Annotated in this window: 25 protein-coding genes; 14 read left to right on the forward strand and 11 right to left on the reverse strand. The window is 26.7% G+C overall.

From position 1 onward, the window contains the following. Positions 1–31: 31 nt before the first annotated feature. From ACTT9P_RS03595 to ACTT9P_RS03610, 4 genes are read right to left on the reverse strand one after another with little or no spacing between them, the layout of a single operon-like run. Positions 32–1,891 (reverse strand): hypothetical protein, encoded by a 1,860-nt coding sequence (locus tag ACTT9P_RS03595; RefSeq protein WP_440909327.1) that lies wholly within the window; start codon positions 1,889–1,891, stop codon positions 32–34. After that, positions 1,872–3,806, reverse strand: coding sequence for a transglutaminase family protein (locus tag ACTT9P_RS03600; protein ID WP_440909328.1), 1,935 nt, complete (start codon positions 3,804–3,806; stop codon positions 1,872–1,874). Before ACTT9P_RS03600 ends, ACTT9P_RS03595 begins: the two co-directional genes overlap by 20 nt. Beyond that, the gene (locus ACTT9P_RS03605; protein WP_440909329.1) at positions 3,799–4,710 is read right to left on the reverse strand and encodes a hypothetical protein; all 912 of its coding nucleotides are present in this window, start codon (positions 4,708–4,710) and stop codon (positions 3,799–3,801) included. Before ACTT9P_RS03605 ends, ACTT9P_RS03600 begins: the two co-directional genes overlap by 8 nt. Continuing rightward, a complete protein-coding gene (locus tag ACTT9P_RS03610) occupies positions 4,700–5,581 on the reverse strand; it encodes an AAA family ATPase (protein WP_440909330.1) in 882 nt (293 codons plus the stop codon). The genes ACTT9P_RS03605 and ACTT9P_RS03610 overlap by 11 nt, the downstream gene beginning before the upstream one ends. A 104-nt stretch (positions 5,582–5,685) precedes the next feature. On the opposite strand from ACTT9P_RS03610, the gene ACTT9P_RS03615 reads away from it, so the two are divergent. Continuing rightward, the gene (locus ACTT9P_RS03615) at positions 5,686–6,378 is read left to right on the forward strand and encodes a class I SAM-dependent methyltransferase (RefSeq protein WP_440909331.1); all 693 of its coding nucleotides are present in this window, start codon (positions 5,686–5,688) and stop codon (positions 6,376–6,378) included. A 64-nt stretch (positions 6,379–6,442) separates the two neighbouring features. Here the strand turns inward: ACTT9P_RS03615 and aceA are convergent, their stop codons facing one another. After that, complete coding sequence (gene aceA, locus ACTT9P_RS03620) at positions 6,443–7,717, reverse strand: isocitrate lyase (RefSeq protein ID WP_440909332.1); 1,275 nt, start codon at positions 7,715–7,717, stop codon at positions 6,443–6,445. A gap of 69 nt (positions 7,718–7,786) precedes the next feature. Further along, the gene (locus ACTT9P_RS03625; protein ID WP_440909333.1) at positions 7,787–7,948 is read right to left on the reverse strand and encodes a hypothetical protein; all 162 of its coding nucleotides are present in this window, start codon (positions 7,946–7,948) and stop codon (positions 7,787–7,789) included. A 112-nt stretch (positions 7,949–8,060) separates the two neighbouring features. On the opposite strand from ACTT9P_RS03625, the gene ACTT9P_RS03630 reads away from it, so the two are divergent. The 8 genes from ACTT9P_RS03630 to ACTT9P_RS03665 all read left to right on the forward strand — a co-directional run bounded on the left by ACTT9P_RS03630 (position 8,061) and on the right by ACTT9P_RS03665 (position 14,585). Further along, positions 8,061–9,491, forward strand: a complete 1,431-nt coding sequence (locus tag ACTT9P_RS03630) for a helix-turn-helix domain-containing protein (protein WP_440909334.1) — start codon at positions 8,061–8,063, stop codon at positions 9,489–9,491. A 162-nt stretch (positions 9,492–9,653) separates the two neighbouring features. Beyond that, positions 9,654–10,625 carry a DUF3179 domain-containing protein gene (locus tag ACTT9P_RS03635; protein ID WP_440909335.1) on the forward strand — a complete coding sequence of 324 codons (972 nt, stop codon included), beginning with the start codon at positions 9,654–9,656 and terminating at the stop codon, positions 10,623–10,625. 47 nt (positions 10,626–10,672) lie between these two features. Next, positions 10,673–10,921 carry a GNAT family N-acetyltransferase gene (locus ACTT9P_RS03640; RefSeq protein ID WP_440909336.1) on the forward strand — a complete coding sequence of 83 codons (249 nt, stop codon included), beginning with the start codon at positions 10,673–10,675 and terminating at the stop codon, positions 10,919–10,921. Positions 10,922–10,974: 53 nt separating this feature from the next. Beyond that, positions 10,975–11,322 (forward strand): heavy-metal-associated domain-containing protein, encoded by a 348-nt coding sequence (locus ACTT9P_RS03645; protein WP_440909337.1) that lies wholly within the window; start codon positions 10,975–10,977, stop codon positions 11,320–11,322. Next, positions 11,323–11,553, forward strand: coding sequence for a DUF6552 family protein (locus ACTT9P_RS03650; RefSeq protein ID WP_440909338.1), 231 nt, complete (start codon positions 11,323–11,325; stop codon positions 11,551–11,553). Between the two features lie 4 nt (positions 11,554–11,557). Continuing rightward, positions 11,558–13,015 carry a deoxyribodipyrimidine photo-lyase/cryptochrome family protein gene (locus ACTT9P_RS03655; RefSeq protein ID WP_440909339.1) on the forward strand — a complete coding sequence of 486 codons (1,458 nt, stop codon included), beginning with the start codon at positions 11,558–11,560 and terminating at the stop codon, positions 13,013–13,015. Further along, positions 13,015–13,407 carry a DUF4149 domain-containing protein gene (locus ACTT9P_RS03660; RefSeq protein ID WP_440909340.1) on the forward strand — a complete coding sequence of 131 codons (393 nt, stop codon included), beginning with the start codon at positions 13,015–13,017 and terminating at the stop codon, positions 13,405–13,407. The genes ACTT9P_RS03655 and ACTT9P_RS03660 overlap by 1 nt, the downstream gene beginning before the upstream one ends. Before the next feature lie 38 nt (positions 13,408–13,445). Next, positions 13,446–14,585 (forward strand): glycine cleavage T C-terminal barrel domain-containing protein, encoded by a 1,140-nt coding sequence (locus ACTT9P_RS03665; RefSeq protein ID WP_440909341.1) that lies wholly within the window; start codon positions 13,446–13,448, stop codon positions 14,583–14,585. A gap of 4 nt (positions 14,586–14,589) precedes the next feature. Here ACTT9P_RS03665 and ACTT9P_RS03670 read toward each other — a convergent pair whose 3' ends face one another. Continuing rightward, positions 14,590–14,964, reverse strand: a complete 375-nt coding sequence (locus ACTT9P_RS03670; RefSeq protein WP_440909342.1) for a phosphate-starvation-inducible protein PsiE — start codon at positions 14,962–14,964, stop codon at positions 14,590–14,592. Beyond that, positions 14,961–15,422 carry a UbiA family prenyltransferase gene (locus ACTT9P_RS03675; RefSeq protein WP_440909343.1) on the reverse strand — a complete coding sequence of 154 codons (462 nt, stop codon included), beginning with the start codon at positions 15,420–15,422 and terminating at the stop codon, positions 14,961–14,963. The genes ACTT9P_RS03670 and ACTT9P_RS03675 overlap by 4 nt, the downstream gene beginning before the upstream one ends. A gap of 72 nt (positions 15,423–15,494) precedes the next feature. Here ACTT9P_RS03675 and ACTT9P_RS03680 point away from each other — a divergent pair, with 72 nt between their 5' ends. Next, on the forward strand, positions 15,495–15,911 hold the full coding sequence (locus ACTT9P_RS03680; RefSeq protein ID WP_440909344.1) for a carbonic anhydrase: 417 nt from the start codon (positions 15,495–15,497) through the stop codon (positions 15,909–15,911). Here ACTT9P_RS03680 and ACTT9P_RS03685 read toward each other — a convergent pair whose 3' ends face one another. Both ACTT9P_RS03685 and ACTT9P_RS03690 read right to left on the reverse strand, forming a co-directional pair. Next, positions 15,912–18,449 carry an ABC transporter permease gene (locus tag ACTT9P_RS03685; RefSeq protein WP_440909345.1) on the reverse strand — a complete coding sequence of 846 codons (2,538 nt, stop codon included), beginning with the start codon at positions 18,447–18,449 and terminating at the stop codon, positions 15,912–15,914. It lies immediately after the preceding gene. After that, complete coding sequence (locus ACTT9P_RS03690; protein ID WP_440909346.1) at positions 18,433–19,098, reverse strand: ABC transporter ATP-binding protein; 666 nt, start codon at positions 19,096–19,098, stop codon at positions 18,433–18,435. The genes ACTT9P_RS03685 and ACTT9P_RS03690 overlap by 17 nt, the downstream gene beginning before the upstream one ends. Here ACTT9P_RS03690 and ACTT9P_RS03695 point away from each other — a divergent pair. Together ACTT9P_RS03695 and ACTT9P_RS03700 are read left to right on the forward strand one after the other, a co-directional pair. Beyond that, positions 19,097–19,708 (forward strand): arylesterase, encoded by a 612-nt coding sequence (locus ACTT9P_RS03695; RefSeq protein ID WP_440909347.1) that lies wholly within the window; start codon positions 19,097–19,099, stop codon positions 19,706–19,708. The genes ACTT9P_RS03690 and ACTT9P_RS03695 overlap by 2 nt on opposite strands. Before the next feature lie 2 nt (positions 19,709–19,710). Then, positions 19,711–20,400 carry an ion transporter gene (locus ACTT9P_RS03700; protein ID WP_440909348.1) on the forward strand — a complete coding sequence of 230 codons (690 nt, stop codon included), beginning with the start codon at positions 19,711–19,713 and terminating at the stop codon, positions 20,398–20,400. Between the two features lie 45 nt (positions 20,401–20,445). Here the strand turns inward: ACTT9P_RS03700 and ACTT9P_RS03705 are convergent, their stop codons facing one another. Next, positions 20,446–21,504 carry a homocysteine S-methyltransferase family protein gene (locus ACTT9P_RS03705; RefSeq protein WP_440909349.1) on the reverse strand — a complete coding sequence of 353 codons (1,059 nt, stop codon included), beginning with the start codon at positions 21,502–21,504 and terminating at the stop codon, positions 20,446–20,448. A gap of 164 nt (positions 21,505–21,668) precedes the next feature. On the opposite strand from ACTT9P_RS03705, the gene ACTT9P_RS03710 reads away from it, so the two are divergent. After that, on the forward strand, positions 21,669–22,133 hold the full coding sequence (locus tag ACTT9P_RS03710) for a hypothetical protein (RefSeq protein ID WP_440909350.1): 465 nt from the start codon (positions 21,669–21,671) through the stop codon (positions 22,131–22,133). A 6-nt stretch (positions 22,134–22,139) separates the two neighbouring features. After that, positions 22,140–22,760, forward strand: coding sequence for an SOS response-associated peptidase (locus tag ACTT9P_RS03715; protein ID WP_440909351.1), 621 nt, complete (start codon positions 22,140–22,142; stop codon positions 22,758–22,760).

The raw sequence follows: 22,760 nt of genomic DNA on the forward strand, positions 1-22,760 counted from the left end.
TAATATTTAAAAATAATTAAACCCCTCTAGATTAATTTCTAGAGGGGTTTTTTTTTATCCAAATTTTAAAAGATAAGAAAGCAAAAAAATAAATTATGCTAAATAAAAAAACAATAATACTTATAAAATTAAAAAATATTTGAAGTTTTAATTGTTTAAATTCAAAAGGTTTATAGTTCAAAAAATTTATTAATTCATTTTTTTTATCAGATTTGAATAAAAAATTCTTATTACAATCATTTCCCTCAGGATTGATATAACATGATGGGTTAATAAAATTTAATTGTCTTTTATTTTCATGAAGAGGGTTTCCTTTATAAATATTTATTGGCGATCCAATTTTTTTAGCGGTTATTAGATTACCATCAACTGTCCACTTTTCATTTTTATTAAATATCAATTCTTTTACAATAGGTTTGAGAATTTCTAAATCGTAACCAAACATAGAAAAATAACAAAATTGGATAGATTGATTTTTTAAGAAAAAGTCATGTTGAGAAGGTCCATCGTAACTTGAATTTTTATCTAAAACAGTAATTATTTCTTTTATACTATATTCATCAACATTATCTTTAGTAATATTGTAATTAAATAAATCTTTTAAAGCTGTATGAACAAAAATTTTGTAAAGTTTATTTCTATCAAAAGTTATATTTTGAATTATCACAATTGATATAAAAATAATTGTGATAAGTTTGATTTTTTTAAAATTAATTTTTTCAAACATCATAGCTGATAAAAATGAAAATAAAATTATTAGTGGAGCTAACATTCTAAAAGAAATCCAATCATTAGAAATAAAAGGAATTTTTCTTACAAGAGAGCCTATTGATGTATTAGAAAAATTTAAAAGAATTAAGATAAAAAAACTTATCAATAAAATTAAACTATATAATAGCTTTGTTTTATCTTTAGTTATGGATGGCAAGTTTCTTAAATAAAAAAATAAAATAACCAAAGGTAAAATTGAAATATTAAATGAAAACTCTTCAATAGATAATGTTGCTGTTTGAGAACCAAATTGTTCAGTAACATTTTCATTAGGTATTAAAAAGAAAAAATCCATAAAGACAGAAATAAAACCTGTGATATTGTTAAAAAAGATAGGCTCAACATCTCTTGATAAGTTTTCTACGAAAGACCAAGCTGCATAAATTTTTGAAGACGAAATTAATAAACCAAAAAAAACACTTAAACTCACGTTTAATACTATTCTAAAATTTTTATAAACAATAAGGTGAAGTAATAATAAAAAATAAATAGAAACTAAAATTTCCATAATTATCCTTGTTCCACCGCTATGCATCATTATTGAAAAAATTAAACCAGCACTGATTATTAAAAAGAATGAATTTTTGCCATTAAACTGATTTATTGAAATTGCTGAAATGTAGAAAAAAATTGGTATAATTGAAAACAAGCCCCAACCAATATGCCCAGATAGATAATGGAATGCGAAATAATGATTAAAAAGAAATATTGTTGATCCTACTAGAGTAGCGTAATACGACAGTTTAAATATTTTTCTCAAAACTAAGAAAAATCCTACAAATGAGATAAACGAGTAACAAACAAACACTATTTTGAAAGTTGTTAAAGGTTTAAAGAATAGGAATAAAAACTGAATGGGAGAATAAAATTCAGATTGTGGATTTGCATAATATGGAGCTCCACAACATATATGGGGCGTAAACCAGGGTACAGATAAACCATTTTTTAAAAACCAGATTTTGCCAAATATAAGACGCGATAAAGCTGATTGGTAATCATAATGATATTTACCTAAATCTAGATAAGACAAAAATATTACCTGATGAATAGCGAAAATTGTTAAAGCTGCAAAAATAAAGATTAATTTGTTGAAAATTATTTTATTTTCTTGATAGAGCATATCTTAATATTTGTAAGTTAATAACATAAAAATTCTTTAAAGAAATTTTTATATTCCTATCAAATTTATTTTTTTCATAATTATCAAATAAGTTTTGAAACTTTTTTTGATCCTTCTTGTCAAGTGATTTGAAAATTTCTTGATGTGTCATATGATTTGAAATTATCTTATATCTATTTTTTAACTTGTTAAAAAATAAAGGATAAAGAATTTTTTTGTAATAAATAAAAGTTATTAATTTTAAGCTGTAAAATGTGAATGTTAATAATAAAAATAATAATATAATTATTTTTAGATTATCTGTGTTAGCTAAATTTTTTTTAATAAAATTTTCTCTAGATTTTTCATCATATTTTAAAAAACTATTAGTCCAAACATAATTCATGTATTCAAAATATACTCCAATTTTATTTATGCCATCTTCTGATGTTTCTAAAGAAGTTTGATTTAACGTATTATTAATTTCAAAATTTGTATTATTTGATTCTAATATATTTTCATTAGGTATAGATAATGTGGGATCATATCTAATCCAATTGTTGTTTAAAAATATTTCAACCCAAGAATGAGCATCCTGTTGTTTAAACGTATAAAATTTACCGATATCATTATAAGAACCACCATAATATCCAGTTACAATTCTTGAGGGTATACCAGCTAATCTAGCTAGAAGTGCAAAAGTCCCCGCATAATATTCACAATAACCAGTTTTTGAATTAAAGAAAAAATTTTCATAATCGTTACCTTTTGCTAAAGGAGTCAGGCTGTAGTAAAAATTATTATTTTTAAATTCTTCTAAAATATTATTTAGATAATCTTTTTTATTTTTTGAATTAGCTAAATTTATATTTGCCCATTCTTTCATTAGTGGTGACACATTATTCGGCAACTGTGTATAATATTTAATCATATTTTCTTGATAAGAAATATCTTTTCTTTCAAAAAAAAGTTTATAAGATTTTTTATTCGATAAAATTTTATTTGAAGTAATTGTGTTATTAATAAGATTTAAGTTAAGATCTTTGTTTATATAGTTATAGTCATTTAATTTAGGCACCCAATTCTTATCATGAGGAAAGATAATTAATGAAGCATCTGATATATCTTTATTATCAGTTTTAATTATTCTAAAATCATTCTTAAATTTAGAAAGCATTAATCTATACTCAGTATTGATCCAATCTTTATTACTAGTCATTTTATCAAATATCTTTACTCTAAAATAAAACTTTTTATCAATATCTTCATTGGAATTGGTGTAGATAAAAACTGTTTCATCACTGTCAGATATATCTTGAAAAGAACCTAGGCTAATTTTATCTGGAATGCCTAATTGATTTTTTTTGGTTTCAAAAAGTTTTATATTCAGTTCTGCTCTCGGAAATGTAAAATATACAATAGCAATTACCGGTAAAATACTTAGCGCAAATAGTAGATATCTAAAAAGATTTTTTATATTTAAATGTAAGATTTTAGTCTGATTTAAAGTGTATAAATGGATTATTGAGAGAATTATTATTATAAATGATAAAGTAGAGCTAATTAAATCTTGACCATAAATCAAAGAACTAATAGCCAAAAAAACACAGCTAAAATTAAAAAAATACTGATGTTCTTTCTTTTCTAATTCTGAATATTTTAAAAAAATTAAACCTAATATTAAATTAATAAAATATTCTTTTGATAAAGTGTAATCATTAAATACAAAAAGAATATATATTGTTGCAATTGATAATATTGAGCTAAAAACTTTTTTAAATTTATAATTCAAATTTTTTTGAAAAATTGAAAAAAATAATAATAAGAAAAAGAATAAATTACTTTTTAAATCTACTTCATTAATAACAAGTAAAAAACTCAATAATAACATTATTAAAGCAGTAAAGTTGTAATTTATTAAATTAAATTTATGCACAAGCTAGATATGTAAGAAGTTTATTTCTATGCTCTAATGAACATGCGACCGTAGAAATGTATTCATTGTTTTTCAACAAAAATGGTTTTTTGGTTTTGTAGAAATATTCAATTAAAAAAGCAGCATATGACAATTTTTTTTCAAAACTTTCTGCATTTAATTTCTGAAGATCAATTATTGCATGTTGCAAATTATTTGAAAATTTGAATTTTTTTTCATAAAGTTTTTTTTTAATTGATGAATGTTTCCAAGATATTTTTGATAGGTTGGTATTTTCTTTATTTTCCTCAATTTTATCAAACTCGTAATCGAATCCTTCATTACTATCTAGATTATTTAAGCTATCAAAAATTTCATTTGAAGGCCTTATTGGCTCTGGATACACAGTAATATTTTCAATTAATGATACACTTGTGAATGTATTTAATATCCCAAAAGGAAATATTGAATTGACATTTATAATAGGTGGTTTGTTAACACCTCTTTTTTTAAACTTATATTTTAAGAAAATTATAGTATTGTCTTTAATGTCTTTTGATATTTTATCACTTTTAATATTGAAATTTATATTAAGCCTTTCTTTGTTTTGCCTCTCTTTTATTTGAAAATCTAAATTAACCAATTTATTTGCAGGGTATAACTTACTAATTAAAGAAAAATCCAAATTTAATAAATTTTGATAAGAAATTAAAATTGAAATGAAATATATAAAAAAAAGAATTATTGATAATAATAAAGCAAAATTATTTTGATATAATATTGCAACTGCAAAACAAAAAAAAATCATAGCTCCAATTTGAAAGCCTTTAAAATTTGGAAATATGTATAAATTTTTCCTATTTATTGTATTTGGATTTTTTAAAGATTTTTTGTGAATAAATTTATTTAAAAATTTATTTTCCATCTGGAAAAGGCACTTTATTTAGAACTTCATCAATAAAACTATAAAATTCTTTTTTTTCAACAATATTTAATCTGTGTCTTAAAACATAAGGTATAACATCTTTAATTTCTTGATAAGTAACATATTTGCTAGAGTTTAGATAACTTAATGATTTTGCAAGATTAATTGTTTGTTTAAGACATCGTGGTGAGATGTGAGTATTACTGTAATTAGTCTTAATGTGTTCAGAAATGTTATCTATATATTCAATAACGTTACGATTGACATTGACTTTGTTAATTTCATTTACATTTTGATCAAATTTAAAATCAGAGTTTATATCTAAGTTATTATGTTCATTCTTTAATAATTCAATACGCTGTTCTTTATTTAACTCCTCTAAAGAAAATGAAATTGTAAATCTATCTAATTGTGATTCAGGTAATAAAGAAGTGCCAGATAAATCAGATGGATTTTGTGTTGCAATTACCGAGAATGGATTTGGTAGATTGAAAGTTTCTTTATCTATAGTCACTGTCTTTTCTTCCATAGACTCTAGAAAAGCACTCTGTGTTTTCGGACTTGCTCTATTTAATTCATCTGCAAGAACAATATTAGTAAATATTGGACCTTTATTAATTACAAAATTATCATTTTTTAAATAAGTATAGCCCACTATATCGCTTGGCAATAAGTCAGAGGTGAATTGTATTCTTTTAAACTCTAAATTCATCGCTGCAGTTAATGATTTTGCAAATGTAGTTTTTCCTGTTCCCGGCAAATCTTCAATTAATATATGCCCACCACTTAATATGGTTGCAATAGAAATTTTTATTTTAAATTCATTTCCAATTATTTTCTTTTGAATGTCTTTTATTAATTTTTCGTACATTTAATTCTATATGCTGAAGTAGACTTTAAGTTATATTTCTGATTGATATATCAAAATAAAAAAAATTGTGAATAATTTTATTATAATGTAAAAAATTATTAATTATGAGTAATATTGAATACAAAGGCTGGGAACTAGAACACTTTGATAACTCTTCCAACTTTAGAAATTATCAAAATACCCTGATAGCAAACAAAATAAGAGGCCATGTTGCCGAAGTTGGTCCTGGAAATGGTGAAAATTTACAAATTTATAAAGATAAAGTCGAAACTTTAGAATTATACGAGCCCTCCAAAGATTTATATGACAATCTTAAATTTAAATTTGGAAATAATAAAAATTTTTTCATTAAGAATGATTTTTTTTCATTAAAAGAGAATACATATGACACAATAATTTATCTTGATGTATTAGAACATATAGAAAAAGATCAAGAAGAAATATCAAAAGCTTTTAATTCTTTAAAACAAGGTGGCAAATTAATTATAAATGTTCCTGCATTTCAACATTTATATTCTAACTTTGATAAAGATGTTAATCATTTTAGAAGATATAATAAGCAAAGTTTGCTCAAACTGTTTAAAGATTTAGATTACTTGAATATTATTGTAAAATATTATGACAGTATCGGTTATTTATTATCTTTAATGTCAAAATTATTTACTAAAAATTATAAAAATAGTTTTAATAGAAAAATTCAGTTATGGAATGCTTTAATTCCATTTTCCAAAATACTAGATAAATTAACATTTCACACATTTGGAAAATCACTGCTGATGATAATTACAAAAAAATAAAAAAAAAGGCCTATATTATATATAGGCCTCTTAAAAACTTAGAAAGGGGAAAAAATTACAGTTTTTAAAATTGCTCTTCTTCAGTTGATCCAGACATAGCTGTTGTTGAACTTTGTCCACTACTAATAGTATTTGAAACAGCATCAAAATATGATGTACCAACTTCTCTTTGATGTTTGACACTTGTATAACCATCTTTTTCTCTCGCAAATTCTTGTTGTTGAATTCTAGAATAAGCTGTCATACCTTCTGTTTTATATTTTTCTGCAAGTTCAAATATTGCAATATTTTGTGTATGAAATCCTGCAAGGGTAATAAATTGAAATTTATAACCCATTTTACCAATTTCTTGTTGGAAAGTAGCAATCTGTGCATCAGATAAATGTTTCTTCCAATTGAATGAAGGTGAACAATTGTATGCCAATAACTTCCCAGGATATTTTGCATGGATTGCATCTGCAAACTTTTTAGCTTCTTCAAGATTTGGAGTAGCAGTTTCACACCAAATTAAATCAGCATAAGGTGCGTAAGCAAGTCCTCTTGATATAGCTTGATCAATACCATGTTTTACATAATAAAAACCTTCTGGAGATCTTTCACCTGTTAAGAAAGGTTTATCATTTTCATCATGATCATTTGTAATTAGTTTTGCAGCATTTGCATCTGTTCTTGCTAATATGATTAATGGTACATCAGCTATATCAGCGGCTAATCTTGCAGCTTTTAAGTTTTTAACCATTGTTCCAGTTGGAACCAAAACTTTTCCACCCATGTGACCACACTTTTTCTCGCTAGCTAACTGATCTTCAAAGTGAACACCCGCTGCACCAGCTTTAATGAATTTTTTAGCTAATTCAAAAACATTTAATGGTCCACCAAATCCAGCTTCTCCATCAGCAATAATTGGCAACATATAATCAACTTTGTTTTCCGGTTTCATTTCACCATCTTGCAATTCCATGTGTTGAATCTGATCTGCTCTGATTAATGCATTGTTCATAGATTCAACTAATTTTGGCGCACTATCATATGGATATAAAGATTGATCAGGATACATTTCACCAGCACTGTTTGCGTCTGCAGCTACTTGCCAACCACTTAAGTAAATTGCTTTTAATCCTGCTTTTGCGTGTTGTACTGCATGGTTTCCAGATAAAGATCCTAATGTATTAACATAAGGTTGAGAGTTTAATAGATCCCATAATTTTTGAGATTGGTACTTGCACATTGAGTATTCAATTTTAATTGAACCTCTTAGTCTCTCAACTTCCTCAGGTGTATAATCTCTTTGTATACCTGCAAATCTTTTTAGATCGTATGATACATTTTCTGCACTCATTAGGGTTATCCTATCTGTTATTTGTTAAAAAAAATTGTCTTTGAAAATTACTTAAAGGAGAAGTTGCGATTACTTAGATTCTTGGTCTTTGCTAGTAAGATCGTTAATTCCACTTGAACCCCAATCGCAATGATCATCTCTCATGTAGATACCTTTGTTCTGGTGATGAGAATGTTCCTCTGATTTAACGATTTGGCTCGAATTTTCAGTGTTTTTTAATTTTGAACTCATACCTATTATATAATTTACAAAATTTACAAATTCCATAAAAAAGTGTTAAAATGCTTGTAAATCAACAAAAAATTTTGTAAAAATAAATTTACAAAATTTACAAATAGTAAAAATGAGTCAATTTGATTTAAAAATAGGGCCTAAAATCAAGTCTTTTAGAAGACAGATGGGATTACAAGCAAATAAATTAGCTGAGGATTTGGATATTTCGCCTAGTTATTTGAACTTAATAGAAAGTGGAAAAAGAAAAATAGATGGAGACTTACTATTAAAAGTTTGTGAGATTCTTAACATTCAGCTTTCAGACCTCACATCTAAAGCAGATGTTAATTTACAAAATACAGTTTCAGAAATTTTAGATGATAGTTTATTTGAAGATTTAGATATTTTAGGACCAGAAGTTAAAGATTTAGTAAGTACAAATCCAAAAATTGGAAAAGCAATTGTTAGATTGGGTGACATATTAAAAAAGAAAGATCATGAATTAATAAATAAAATTGAAAAGATTTCTGGAAAGATAGTAGATAATAGAAAAAGCTCTTTTCCAGGTGAAGTAATTTCAGATTTTATTCAGGATAATAACAATTATTTTCCTAAATTAGAAGAATTTGCAAATAAAGTTTTTGCTAAAGTTCAAAAAAATAACAGAACGAGATATATATCTCTATGTGATTACTTAAAAAAAGAATATTCAATAGCCGTTAAAGATGTAATTCCTGCAGAAGACAAACCATTTTCAAAGATATATTTAAAAAATAAAAAAGAATTATTATTAAGTGATTATAGTTCATTAGAAACTAAAAAACTACATGCAGCAGCTCAAATAGCACAAGAGGGTGCCAATAAAGAAATAGAAGAATATTTATCTAAATTTAAATTTCCAAGTGAAGAATCTAAAAGATTATCAAAAGTTGCATTGTTAAATTATTGTGGTGCCGCAATTTTAATGCCTTACAAATTATTTCACGCAGAATGTAAAAAATTAAAATATGATTTAGAGCTATTACAAAATACTTTCGCAACTTCATTTGAACAAGTTGCTCATAGAGTAACATGTCTTCAAGATCCAAAGTTACCAGGTATTCCTTTTCATATGTTAAGGGTTGATATGGCTGGAAATATTTCAAAAAGATTTTCTTTATCAGGAATTGAAATTCCAAGATATGGAGGAGCCTGCCCTAGATGGAATGTTTATTCTGCTTTTACAAGACCAGGCGTTATCCAAGCAGCTGTAAGTAAAATGACTAATGGAGAAAAGTATGTTTGTATTGCTCGAACAGTAGAGAAGGGCGTTGGAAGATTTGGTCAAGCCAGAAGTATTTTATCAATAGGTTTAGGTTGTGATGCAAAGTATGCAAAAGACTTTGTATATACTGAAAATGCAAATGTTAATGATAAGTCAACAGAAATTCCAATAGGAGTTTCTTGTAGAACTTGCGATAGATTAGATTGTTCTCAAAGAGCATTTCCACCTTTACATAAAAAATTTGATGTAGATATAAATACAAGAGGTGTATCAATATACGTGAACGATAATGATTAAATTTATAATTCCAGCTGTAATAGTTTTTCTTATTGTTTTGTTTTGGGAAAAGATAAATGAGTTTATCTATAAAAAATTTAACATTAAAATTAATTATATAGTTGTTACAATTTTTATATTAATTATAGGAATTATTTTAGCTTTGTTATATTACTAGGGTAAATGCAAAAATTTATCCTTGTTATTTTATTATTATTTCATTCAAATTATCTTTTTGCATTTGATTTAAAGAGAGCAAAAGCTGAATTTCCAAAGAATGATTTTCAAAATACAACTATTTTTTTAGACGAGATAATTTCAGGTGGACCTCCAAGAGATGGAATACCTCCAATAGATAATCCTAAATTTAAAAAAATGGATATTAGTATGGGTTTTAATGAACCAGTAATATATTTAGAGATAAATAATGAGGCAAAAATTTATCCAATTAGAGTTTTAACTTGGCATGAAATAGTAAATGATGAAGTTGGCGGGGTACCAGTTTCTGTCACATATTGTCCTTTATGTAACGCCTCAATAGTGTTTGATCGTAGATTTGAAGATAGAATTTTAGATTTTGGTACATCTGGAAGATTAAGAAAATCAGACTTAATAATGTATGACAGGCAAACTGAAACCTGGTGGCAACAATTCACCGGTGAAGGAATTGTAGGTGAATTAGCTGGTAAAAAATTAGAAAAAATACCAGCTTTAATTGTCTCTTTTAAGAAAGCTTTAGATATTGCTAAAAAAAATGGATACGAGATTAAGATATTAAAAGGTAACGCAGCTAGAAGATATGGGGACAATCCGTATGTTGGTTATGATAAATCAGGGTTTCCATTTCTATATAGTGGTGGCTTACCTAAAGACATAAGTCCAATGGATTATGTAATTGTTGTTGAAGATGTTGCTTATTCTCTATCATTAATTCAAAGAGAAAAGATTCTTAAACAAAACGGTATAATTATTTCTTGGTCAGAGGGTTTGAATTCAGCACTTGAGGAGGGCAAAATCAGAGAAGGCAGAGATTTAGGTTTTGTCAGAGTTCAAAAAGAGGTCGATGGAATATTACAAGATATTGTTTACGATTATACTTTCGCGTTTGTTTATCATGCTTTTCATGATGGAAAAAAAGTAATTCAAAATAGATAAGACTTTTTGTCTCTTTAAATCAAGGTATCTTTAACCACATAATCATCATGTTCAATGTTAACTATGATATAATTGAAACTGATGGTGTTATTACCTTTAAGAATCAAAATACCACTTTAGGTTTTATTAGATATGATAATAGTGGTGAAATTGAATATATATTTGTAAATCCTATTTTTAGAAAAAAAGGTTTAGCAAAAAAATTACTTAAAATAACAGAACAAAAATTGGGTAAACCTCTAACTCCCCAAGAACCTATTAGCCCTCTTGGAAAAAAATTATTTCATTTAAATTAATTTATTTAAATTTTTTTTTAATCCCTTATAAAGACAAAAACTAAGGAGTATTTATGAAATCATTATTAAAAATTGTATTATTATTTGTAACATTCATTTCTATTCAAAATATTGCAAAAGCTGAACAAGCATTAATAGGCGTGGTTAATGGTATGGTTTGTATCGAATGTCAGAAAAAAGTGGAAGCTGCATTAACTGAAAAAGCTGGAACTAAAGCAACTGTTGATGTTTCTTGGCCAGAGAATGTTGCTGTAGTAAGTTTTGAAGGTACAACTAATTTAACAGAAGCTGATTTTAAAAACGTTGTTGAAGGTGTTGGTTTTACAACTGGTAAAATTGTAAAAGTTGATGAACAAGTAAGAACAGCTGCAGATGGTGTTGTTACACTTAAGAAGTTTTAATTGTTAAAAAACATTAAAACTGTAGATATCGTCAAATGGATTGCTACAGTTATCCAACTAATTGGATATGGTCTTACAGGTTTAGGCCTTTATCCAATTAATGTTGGGTTTTTTGTTGTAGGAATTTTTCTTTGGTTTGCTGTAGGAGTTATGTGGAAAGACAAAGCAATTATGGTTGTTCACATAGGGGCACTAGCATCAATTGTTAGTGGGTATTTATTTAGCAATTAATCTAATGAGAAAAATATTCTGGTTCAGAAATGATTTAAGAATTAATGATAATCAAGCTTTTCAAGAAGCTTGTTCTAATGGTGATGTTTTACCGATATACATATTTGACAAAGATTATTATCTTTTAGATACCTCAAGCTCATTTCATTTAAAATTTATTAGAGATTCATTAGAAGAATTAAACAAAAATTTTAAAGAGAGGTTTAATAGCAAAATAAATATTTATTACGGAAATACTTTAGAGATTTTAAAACACTTAACTGATAAATTTAAGATCAATGAAATTTATTCAAATATCATATTCAGGAATAAATACATTAATGATTTAGATAAAAAATGTTTAGAATTTTTTAATAGTAAAAATATAAACTGGAATTATACAAATCAATTTGGTGTTCAGCTAAATCATCGTCAAAGATATCAATGGGCTAGTAATTGGAATTCATTTATCGGATCTAAAATTATTGAAAAAGAAATCAAATGTAATTTTTTATCTGATGAAAATAGTTTTGAATATTCATCAGTTAAAACTAATGAAATAAATACTGATTTTATTCAAAAAGGCGGTAGATCTAATGCTATAGATTTATTAACAACATTTCTAAACACAAGATCAGAAAATTACCAAAAAGAAATGTCATCTCCAATTACAGGTGAAATCTCGTGTTCAAGATTAAGTCCTCATATTACTTATGGAACAATATCTTTAAGAGAAATTTATCAAAAAACATTTAAAAAATTAAAAGAGGATCTTTCTTACAAAGGCAAAAGATCTTTAGTGGCATTTAAAAGTAGACTTGCTTGGCACTGCCATTTTATACAAAAATTATATGATGAACCTGAATTAGAATATAAAAATCTTAATTCTGCTTATGACGGTTTAAGAGAAAATGATTTTAATGAAAATTTTTATAAAGCTTGGAAAGCTGGATATACAGGTTATCCATTTATTGATGCATGCATGAGATATCTTAATAAAACAGGCTGGATAAATTTTAGAATGAGAGCAATGTTAGTATCATTTGCTTCATATCAGTTATGGTTAGATTGGAAAAAAACTTCAAAACATTTGGCAAAAGTATTTACCGATTATGAACCAGGTATTCATTATTCACAATTCCAAATGCAATCAGGAACAACTGGTATAAATTCAATAAGAATTTACAACCCAATAAAACAATCAATTGATCAAGATCCAACAGGAGAATTTATTAAAAAATGGGTTCCAGAATTAAAAGAAGTACAAGGTAAGCTAATTCATGAACCATGGAAACTTACATATATAGATCAAAAAAGTATTAATTTAGAATTAGGAAAAAACTACCCAATGCCGATCGTAGATAATAAAGTGAGCACAAAAATTGCAAAAGATAAAATTTGGAATGTTAAAAAATCAAGAGATGCAAAAATTATTGCTGATCAAATATTAATTAAGCACGCAAGTCTTTCAAGCAGAAGATAATGGAACAGATTAGTACTTATCTATCAGCTGGAATACTTGGAATAATGTTATTCTTTTCATTTGTTATTGCTCCTGTAATTTTTAAATCTTTAGATGAGAAAAATGCCAGAGTTTTTATAAGGAATATCTTTCCATATTATTATTCAGTAAATTTAGGGTTATGTTTAATTGCTATCATTAATTATATTTATCTAGGATTAACTGATTTAAAATTTTATCTGATACTTATTATTGGAATACTTTTTGCCATTTCAAATTTTATCTTAATGCCTTTGATCAATAAATTTAGGGATACTAATCAAGATAATAAATTCAAGTATTCACATGCACTAAGTGTTATTATTAACTTAATCCAGATAGTGATTTTGATATTTCTATTAATTAGAAATTAATTTCTTTTAATTTTCTATTCAATCTTCTACAAGTTCTGATGATAAAAAAAGAATTTGGTTTTGGAACACAGATTAGAAAATCTCCATATTTTAATGCAACTGTCAGATGGGGTGCAAAAGATTTTTCGGTATATAATCACATGTATATCCCAAGAGATTTTGGTAGTCCTGAAGAAAACTTTTGGAATTTAATTAATGATGCAATTTTATGTGATGTGGCTGTTGAAAGACAAGTAGAAATAACAGGACCAGATGCGTATAAATTTATTCAGTTACTTACACCTAGAGATCTTACAAAATTATCTGTTGGGCAATGCAAATATGTTTTAATTACAAATCATGAGGGTGGAATTTTAAATGACCCTGTACTTTTAAGATTAGCAGAAAATCATTTTTGGTTATCTTTAGGAGATAGCGATATTTTGTTATGGGCACAAGGTGTTGCTGTTAATTCAGGATTGGATGTTAAAATTTCTGAACCTGATGTCTCTCCTTTACAGCTTCAAGGACCTAACTCCGGCAAAATAATGCAAACACTATTTGGCGATAGTATTAATGATTTAAAATATTATTGGTTAAGAGAATATGATTTAGATGGAATACCTTTAATTGTATCAAGAACTGGTTGGTCAAGTGAACTTGGATATGAAATATATTTAAGAGATGGAACTAAAGGAGATGATTTATGGGAAAAAATTATGGAAGCTGGAAAAAATTATAATCTAAAGCCAGGCCACACATCATCAATTAGAAGAATAGAGGGCGCCATGCTATCTTATCATGCTGATGCAGATATTTATACCAACCCATTTGAAGTTGGATTAGATCGATTAGTAAGTTTTGATACTGATATAAACTATATTGGTAAGGACGCTTTAAAAAAAATAAAACAAGACGGAATAAAAAGAAAACAAATTGGGATTATAATTGAATGTGAACCGTTAAAAGGACCTAACACTACTTTTTGGAAAATATTAAAAGATAATAAACAGATTGGTAAAGTTACCTCAGCTGTTTATTCACCAAGGTTAAAAAAGAACATTGCATTAGCTATGGTTAATATAGAATATTCAGAAATTGGTATAGAACTAGACGTAAAAATTGGAGAAAAGAATTTTAAATCTACTGTTGTTGAAAAACCATTTTACGACCCAAAAAAGAAAATAGCTTCAAGCTAAGTAATTATTTTTTTTTATTTAATCCTAGTTTAGAACTATGTCTAAATCTCATAACCACGATTGCAATAGCTATCAGTAAAATTGCTCCTGCTTCATACATTAATGATGAAGGATCCATTTCCTTTCCTTGAAGAATAATAAATCTAGATAGAGCTGTTATTGCAATTAATAAAGGTAAAGTAATACTTATTGATTGCTGTTCCCAAAATACTCTTACCATTGCTAAAACTTCTAAATAAAGAAACATCAATAATAAGTCAGCAAGAGTAATATCTTTTAATTGATACATATTAGAAATTTCAAGAAATACTGCAATTACAGTACTAATCAAAATAACTACTAATAATCCAAGCTGTAAGTTTTTAATTAAATCTTTCATTTATCTTTTTTCTTTTTTGTAAATGGTAACCATTTTTCTTCTGCTGTTTTATCAGGACCATCATATTTAATTGTATATGAATTAGTGTTGTTTAAAACCTCAATTCCTTTTGAAAATACAAATATAAAGACAATTACAAAAACAATGATCATTATCTTAAATGGATCATAATTTTTAGCTTTGAAAACACTAGCTGATTGAGCTTCAGCACGATGAAACTGTTTGAAAGTCATATAAACTGCAAATATTAAACCAATGTGTGCAATAAATAATCCTGCCCATCCAAAAGCAAAAGTTGTGTATGAAAAGATATAAAGACTAAAAACTGTTGTCCAAATAAAACTTAAAACTAATAATATTTGCAATCTAACTGATCTTGGTAAAGATCTTAAATCATTTTTGCTATCATCAAATAAGATGTTAGCACTATCAATCATCCAGTTTTTTAATTTTTCCATAGTTAGATTCTAATCATTAATTATTAAATTAATATTAAATAAATTGTTTAAATATGTATAAATTACTTACATATGAGTAAAAAATTTAAAGCAATGGTACTATCTTGTATGGATCCAAGGTTTCAGTCATTAGTTTTTAATTATTTAAATAAAAAAGGTTTAAAAGGAAAATATAGTGCTTTCACTATTGCTGGTGCTGCAGTAGGTGTTACTCATAATAAATTTAAAAGATGGCATACAGCTTTTATTGAAAATTTAGCCACATCCATTGAGCTTCATAAAATTGAAAAATTAATTGTGATCAATCATAGAGATTGTGGGGCAGCAAAAATTGCTAATGGTAAAAAAGAGTTTTCTTTAGCAAATGAAAATCATATTCACAAAACTTCTTTTCAATCATTAAAAAAAATTTTAAAGAAGAAATTTCCAAAATTAAAAGTTGATTTTAATTTGATGGGCTTAGATAAAAAAGTTCAAAAGTTTAAATAACTATTGATTTCTTATCATCGGGTAAACTTTAGGACTTAAATATTTTAAGTTTGTAAGAAGGATTAGCAATAATGTTACTGATCCAATTGAAAAACCAAGATAAATCAAAACTTTAAAATCAAATTGCCAAACAAGTTCAAATATTTTTTCCATTATAAATTTTGAGCCTATGACTGCAAAAAATATAGCTATTAATATTACTGATTTAAATATAATTAAAAATTCAATTAATGATGAGAGCACCACTTCCTTCTTTGAAAAACCTAAAATTTTAAATACTAAGTTTTGATATTCTTTGACTTTTCCTTGTACCATTATTGCGCTTGAGATTACTATAAGTCCAATTACAATTGTTACCGCAGATATCAATGTTACAGCAATAAACACCTTATTTAATACTGCTGTTACTTTATTTAAGTAATCTGCAATTTTAATCATGGACAAGCTAGGCAAAACCTCAAGCATATTTATTTCATCAAATTTATTTACATCATTAAATTTGGCTGTTGCTAAATATTCATGAGGAATGTTGTTTGCAAATTGAGGATTGAATAACATTGCAAAATTAATACTTAGATCTCTGTAATCTACCGCTCTAAAATTAACCACTGTTCCATCAATTTCTCTTCCATAAATATTTAAAGTAAAGACATCTCCTAGTTTTACATTGAAATCTTTTGCAACTTTTGCATCTAAAGATATCTGAAGTTCATCTGGTTTTGATAAATCCCACCATTCACCAGCAGTTAAAGGATTATCTTCCGGAATATCATCTTTCCATGAAGACCTTCTTTCACTACCAATTACCCAATAACTATCATTGTCAGGCGTAATATATGTATTTGGATTTATTCCATTTATCTTTGAAATTCCTGAAGAAACCATTGGTACAATTTCAATATTGGCAGTTGGATCCATATTTAAAATACCATTTTCAAATTTCTCTTTTTCGCCTTTTTGAATACCAACAAAGAAATAATCAGGTGCAATATCAGGAATAGATTTAGCTATTTCTCTTTTAAAGTTTGTTCCAACTAAAGCTAAAGTTAATAACAAAGTCACCCCTAATCCAAGAGACATGATTGTAATAGGTGTAATACTTTTTGAATGAGTAATATTTTTAATTGATACTTTTAATGAAATATTTGATTTTCCTTTAAGTTTTTTCAAAAAGAAAATGATTAATTTAGATAATAAAAAGAAAACTATTAGGCAGACAAAAAATGCTCCAAAATATCCTAGGCTATAAGAAGGTCTTTCTGAACCAATCGTAAAAATTAATACCAAGATAGATAATAATACAAAACTTAAAGCAACAGACTTTTTAGAATAATAAAATTGTAAATTTTGAAATACATTTCTAAACAGATTTGATGCCTTTACTTGATCAATTGAACTTATGGTTGGGATAGAAAATATAATTAGCACTAATAATCCAACTAAAAATATTTTTATAAAATTGATAATAGAGAAAATAGGTTTTACATTTAATCCTAAACCTTCTGATAAATAATGATCAACAATGGGTACTATAAAAAAACTAAATCCATAAGCAAAAACAGTTATTACAAACAATAAAATAAGTAATTGAAGATAATATAAAGTTTTAATATTTGATGAGTAAAAACCAACTGCTTTTCTGACAGCAATGGACATGTTGTTTTGGTTAATAAATGAAAGAAGAGTATTAGCTATTCCAATACCTGCAATTAACATCGCACTAATTGAAACTAAAGATAAGAACTGAGAAAAATTATTAATAATTCTTTTTAATCCACTTGCAGAATTTTCTGGATAACGAAGTTTTACTTTTTCATCATCTTTAAAGATTGTCTCAATTCTTTTCTCAAGTTGATCAACATTATCTTCTTCATTAAATTTTACTTTATATTCATAGTTTAAAAAGCTTCCGATACCATTAAGTTTTAAAATTTCTAAAGTTTGCTTTCCTGCTAATGCCCAATCACCAAATGCAACAAAACCACTTACATCAGGAACTGATTTTACTATTCCAATAATTGTGAATAATTGATCTTGTACTTTTATCTTTTCATTAATTTTAAGATTTAAATTTTTTGATAAACTCTCATTAATTAAAATAGTATTTGGTTCAGTTTGCATTCTCTCATATGCACCTGCTGGCTCATATAAAACTTCACCATATAAAGGATATTTTTCATCAACTGTTTTTATTCTTGTAAATAAAGATTTATTTTTTTCTCTATCAATTGTTGAGATCATTGTAGAAAACTCAATCATTTGAGAGACAGTTGCAAAATCTTTTACTTTTTTAACTAATTCAAGATTTCCTTGATTACGATTATAATCAATTTCAATATCTCCACCTAATAAAGCCTTAGCATTATCGTTCAATTCTTTTTTTAAACTGTCTTCAATTGTAAAAATTGCACTTAAAATAAATAAACTAATGAAAAGAGTAATAATGATACTAGATATTTTTTTATAATTTCTGCTTAAATCTTTTAAAGCATACTTAAAAATTAGATTAAACTCAGATGAATTATTTGATCTTTCCATCTTTAATTTTGATTTTTCTTTTTGCTTTATTAGCAAGTTTAGGGTCATGTGTTACCATGATTAAAGAAGAACCTTCTTCTTTAACATATTTGAATAAAATATCTGAAATCATTAATGAGTTTTCAGTATCTAAGTTACCCGTTGGTTCATCTGCTAAAATCAACTCGGGTTTCATTGCAATTGCTCTTGCAATTGCTACTCTTTGCTGTTCTCCACCTGATAGTTGGCTAGGTAGATTGTTAAATCTATGACTTAAACCAAATCTATCTAATAATTTTTTTGCTTCTTTTTCAGGATTACTAAATTTATTTAGCTCTAGAGTTAAAGCTACATTTTCAACTGCTGTGTAATTAGGAATTAAATAAAATGACTGAAAAATAATTCCAATATGTTTCTTTCTAATTTCAGATACCTCATCCTCATTTAATTTGGTAATGTCTTGATCTTGAAAGAATATTTTACCTGATGTTGCATTTTCAAGGCCACCAATAAGCATAATTAAACTTGTCTTTCCTGATCCACTTTCACCAACTATTGAAATTGTCTCTTTTTTCTTTGTTGTAAGATCAATATTTTTAAGCACATTAATGCTATCTTTACCTGTTTGGTATTTGAGATTTACTTTTTTTAATTTAAGAAGTGTGCTCATGAAAAAATTTTTAATTTATAATTTACTGATACTTTCTTTACTAACCTTTAAGGTATCTGCAATAGAAAAAATAATTTTATTTGGTGATAGTTTGATGGCTGGATATGGTTTACCTAAAGAACACCATTTATCATTAGTTTTACAAAAAAATTTAAAACAACAAGGCTTTGAAATTGAAATTATTAATGGCAGTGTATCTGGCAGCACATCTTCTGGAGGTTTAAATAGAGCAGAGTGGAGCCTATCAGAGCCTGGAATTGATCTTATGATATTAGGACTTGGTGCAAACGATATGCTTAGAGGTATTCAACCTAATGAAACAAAACAAAATCTTGATCAAATTATTCAAAAAGCAAAAAACAAAAATATTAAAGTAATTATAGCAGGGATGATTGCTCCAACAACACATGGTGAAACTTATAAAAACAATTTTGATGCAATTTATCCAAATTTGGCAAAAAAATATAATCTGCCTTTAATTCCATTTTTATTAGATGGAATTGCTTTAAATCCAAAATTAAACCAACAAGATGGTATTCATCCTAATAAAGATGGCACAATAGTAATGAGTAAAACTTTGCAAAAAAGTATTATCAATAATATTAAATAATTATGAATGGGGCTTTATATAAAATAAAAGAAAGTAGAATTTTTCAATTTGTTGTAATTTCAATTATCATTTTAAATGCAATAACAATTGGAGTTAACACTTACGATTTAAGTGATTTGACTAAAAAATTAATAAACTATCTTGATTATTCAATTACCATTTTCTTTGTTATAGAAATTATTATTAGATTTATTGGGGAACCCAATAAAAAAGATTTTTTTAAAAGTGGGTGGAATATATTCGATTCAACAATTGTATTAATTTCTCTTATTCCAATCCCAAATAATTCTAGCTTTTTACTTTTAAGATTACTTAGAGTGTTTAGAGTTTTAAGGATTATTTCAGTAATACCAGAACTTAAAAAAATAATTGAGGCGTTACTTAATTCAGTAAAACGAGTGTTTTATGTATCTCTCCTTCTTTTCATTATACTTTATATATACGCTACTATTGGATCAATTTTATTTAGTGAAGATATTCCAGAACGTTGGAGTGATCTTGGTGTTTCAATGATTACTTTGTTTCAAGTTTTAACACTTTCTAGTTGGGAACAAGTAATGCTACCTTTACAAGATATATATTGGTGGGCTTGGATTTATTTCTTTAGCTTTATAATTATATGTGGAATTACAATGTTGAATTTATTGATAGCTGTCTTAGTAGACGTTGTGATTAATCAAAAGAAATTATAATTGCTAAGCGTAACTAATTAAAGCTACGCTTAACATAAAATATTTTTAAGCTTTATTTCCGTAATCAGTCATGTGTTTTGGAATTCTTTTATTCTTTCCATACATGAAATGATTTTCCATATTCTCTCTGTATTTACTTGCAGGTACTTTTAATCCAACTGCTTCAGCAGTTTCTCTAATTAACATTGGATTAGCACCACAACAAACACCAAGATAATTTATCTTCATATCATAAGCATCTTTTGCAAACTGACCCATTTCGTATCTATTACAGAACATTGGATCTAGTGCAGTTGGAAATGTTCTTCCATGTGGAGAAGGACATTTACAGTTATCATAATCTGGAAGATTAAAGAAAGTAGGGTGGTCATCACTTGTTCTATAAGGAATTGGAAGTGCTCCTACATGACACTTAACTGCTGCTCTTACTTTTTTTAAGTAAGGCATCATTGTTTCTGGTCCTCTAAAACAATTAAGACCAACGACATCAGCTCCACGTTGCTCTAATTCTTTGCAAGTATCAACAACTGACATACCATCTCTCATCTTGTTTTCACCCATTGGAGAGATAGTAAGAACTGTTGGAAGACCTGATTTTTTCATTATCTCCAAAGCTTTAAAAGCTTCTTCTGCATAATAAAAAGTTTCACCAATCAACATATCAGCACCTTCATCAACTGCCCAACCAATCATTTCAGAAAACATTTTTTCAACTTCTAACTGAGCTTTTTTGTCGTCTTCTTTCCAAATATTTGAATTTGAAATGTTCCCAGCCATTAAGTTCGGAGCCATTCCTTCAGGTGTATCCATTGCAACTTTTTTTGCAATTTTTAATGCTGATCTATTTAATGGCTCAAGTAACTCTTCCTTACCGATCACTCTCATTTTTTCTCTGTGACCATTGTAAGTAAAAGCTTCCACCACATCAGAACCAGCGTGTTGAAATTCTCTATGAAGATTTTCAAGAACATGCGGATGATCTAAAGATACCATTGGCACAAATTCTCCAGAGGCCATATAACCCCTTCTTTCAATCTCAAATAAAAAACCTTCAGCGCAAATAACAGGTCCTTTGTTTAAACGATCTACTAATTTATTAGACATATATATTTATCCTTTCTTATAACTTCAGCGGCAAATTTTTGAGAATGTCGCTTTAGCGTATTTTTTTAAGCGCCAGCAATTTGTTTTAAATCAGCGCTAAAAGAATCTTATCAAATAATTGAATTTTTTTAAAGAGAAATTGATATAAGATTAAAATAATTTTTATGAAGAAAATTATAATTTTAATTATTTTAATATTATCTAATTCAAACTTTGCTATCGCTAATAATACCAATATCAAATTTGATGTTGATATTTCAATGAACTGCAAATTTGAAAGGGTAATTATAAATAATTCTGAATATAATTATGAAACCTTACTGCCAGATCAAGTTAAAAGAAAAGATCTCAAAAATTTAAGATTTATTTCAAAAAAACCAAACTCTTTAGAGGTAAAAAATCTTTCAAAATTTATTAATAAAACTGATCTTGATTTAAAGATTGTAAATAAAGACATTATTTTAATTAGAGCTTTAGATGCTAGTAAGAAATATTCAGAGTCAGCAGTGTTTACAAAAAAAACTGGTGAATTCATTCATGAAATTACTAGAAATATAGAAGCTGATGATAAAGAGAAAGAAAAAGATATATCTTTCTATAGCTGCGAAATTAAGAATGAAAACATTTAAAGAGTTATGTGTGGAAGATACGTTATTACCAATCCTGTTGTTAAAACTGAAAAGTTAGTAAAATCTGCAATTCAAGTTGAAAATAATGAGAATTACAATGCTCATCCTTATCAAAAACTTCCAGTAATAAAGAAATATAAAAATGGTAACACTTTAGAAAATCTTAAATGGGGAATTATACCAAGTTGGGCTAAACAAAAAGATTTTAAAGCTTTAACAAATGCAAGACTTGAGACCATTGATGAAAAGGTTTCATTTAAAAAGTTAATTCAACTCCATAGATGTGTTGCAGTTGCAGATGGTTTTTATGAATGGAAAAGGGAAGAGAAAGAAAAAACTCCTTTTTATTTTATGAGAAATGATAAAAAAACAATTTTTATTGCAGGTATATATGAAAATGATGAGTTCTGTTTAATTACAGAGGAAGCAAAACCAAATGTTCAAGAAATTCACCATAGACAACCAGTTATTTTAAATGAGACAGATGTAAATAGATATTTAAATTTAGAATTAACAGGCTCTTCTTTTTTAAAAGAATGCAATAAACCAGATTTAGAATTTTATCAAATCTCTAAAGATGTGAATAAACCTACAAACAATAGTATTTCATTAATTCAAAAAATATAA

This window comes from Candidatus Pelagibacter sp., from assembly GCF_052048095.1.
Taxonomy (GTDB): Bacteria; Pseudomonadota; Alphaproteobacteria; order Pelagibacterales; family Pelagibacteraceae; genus Pelagibacter.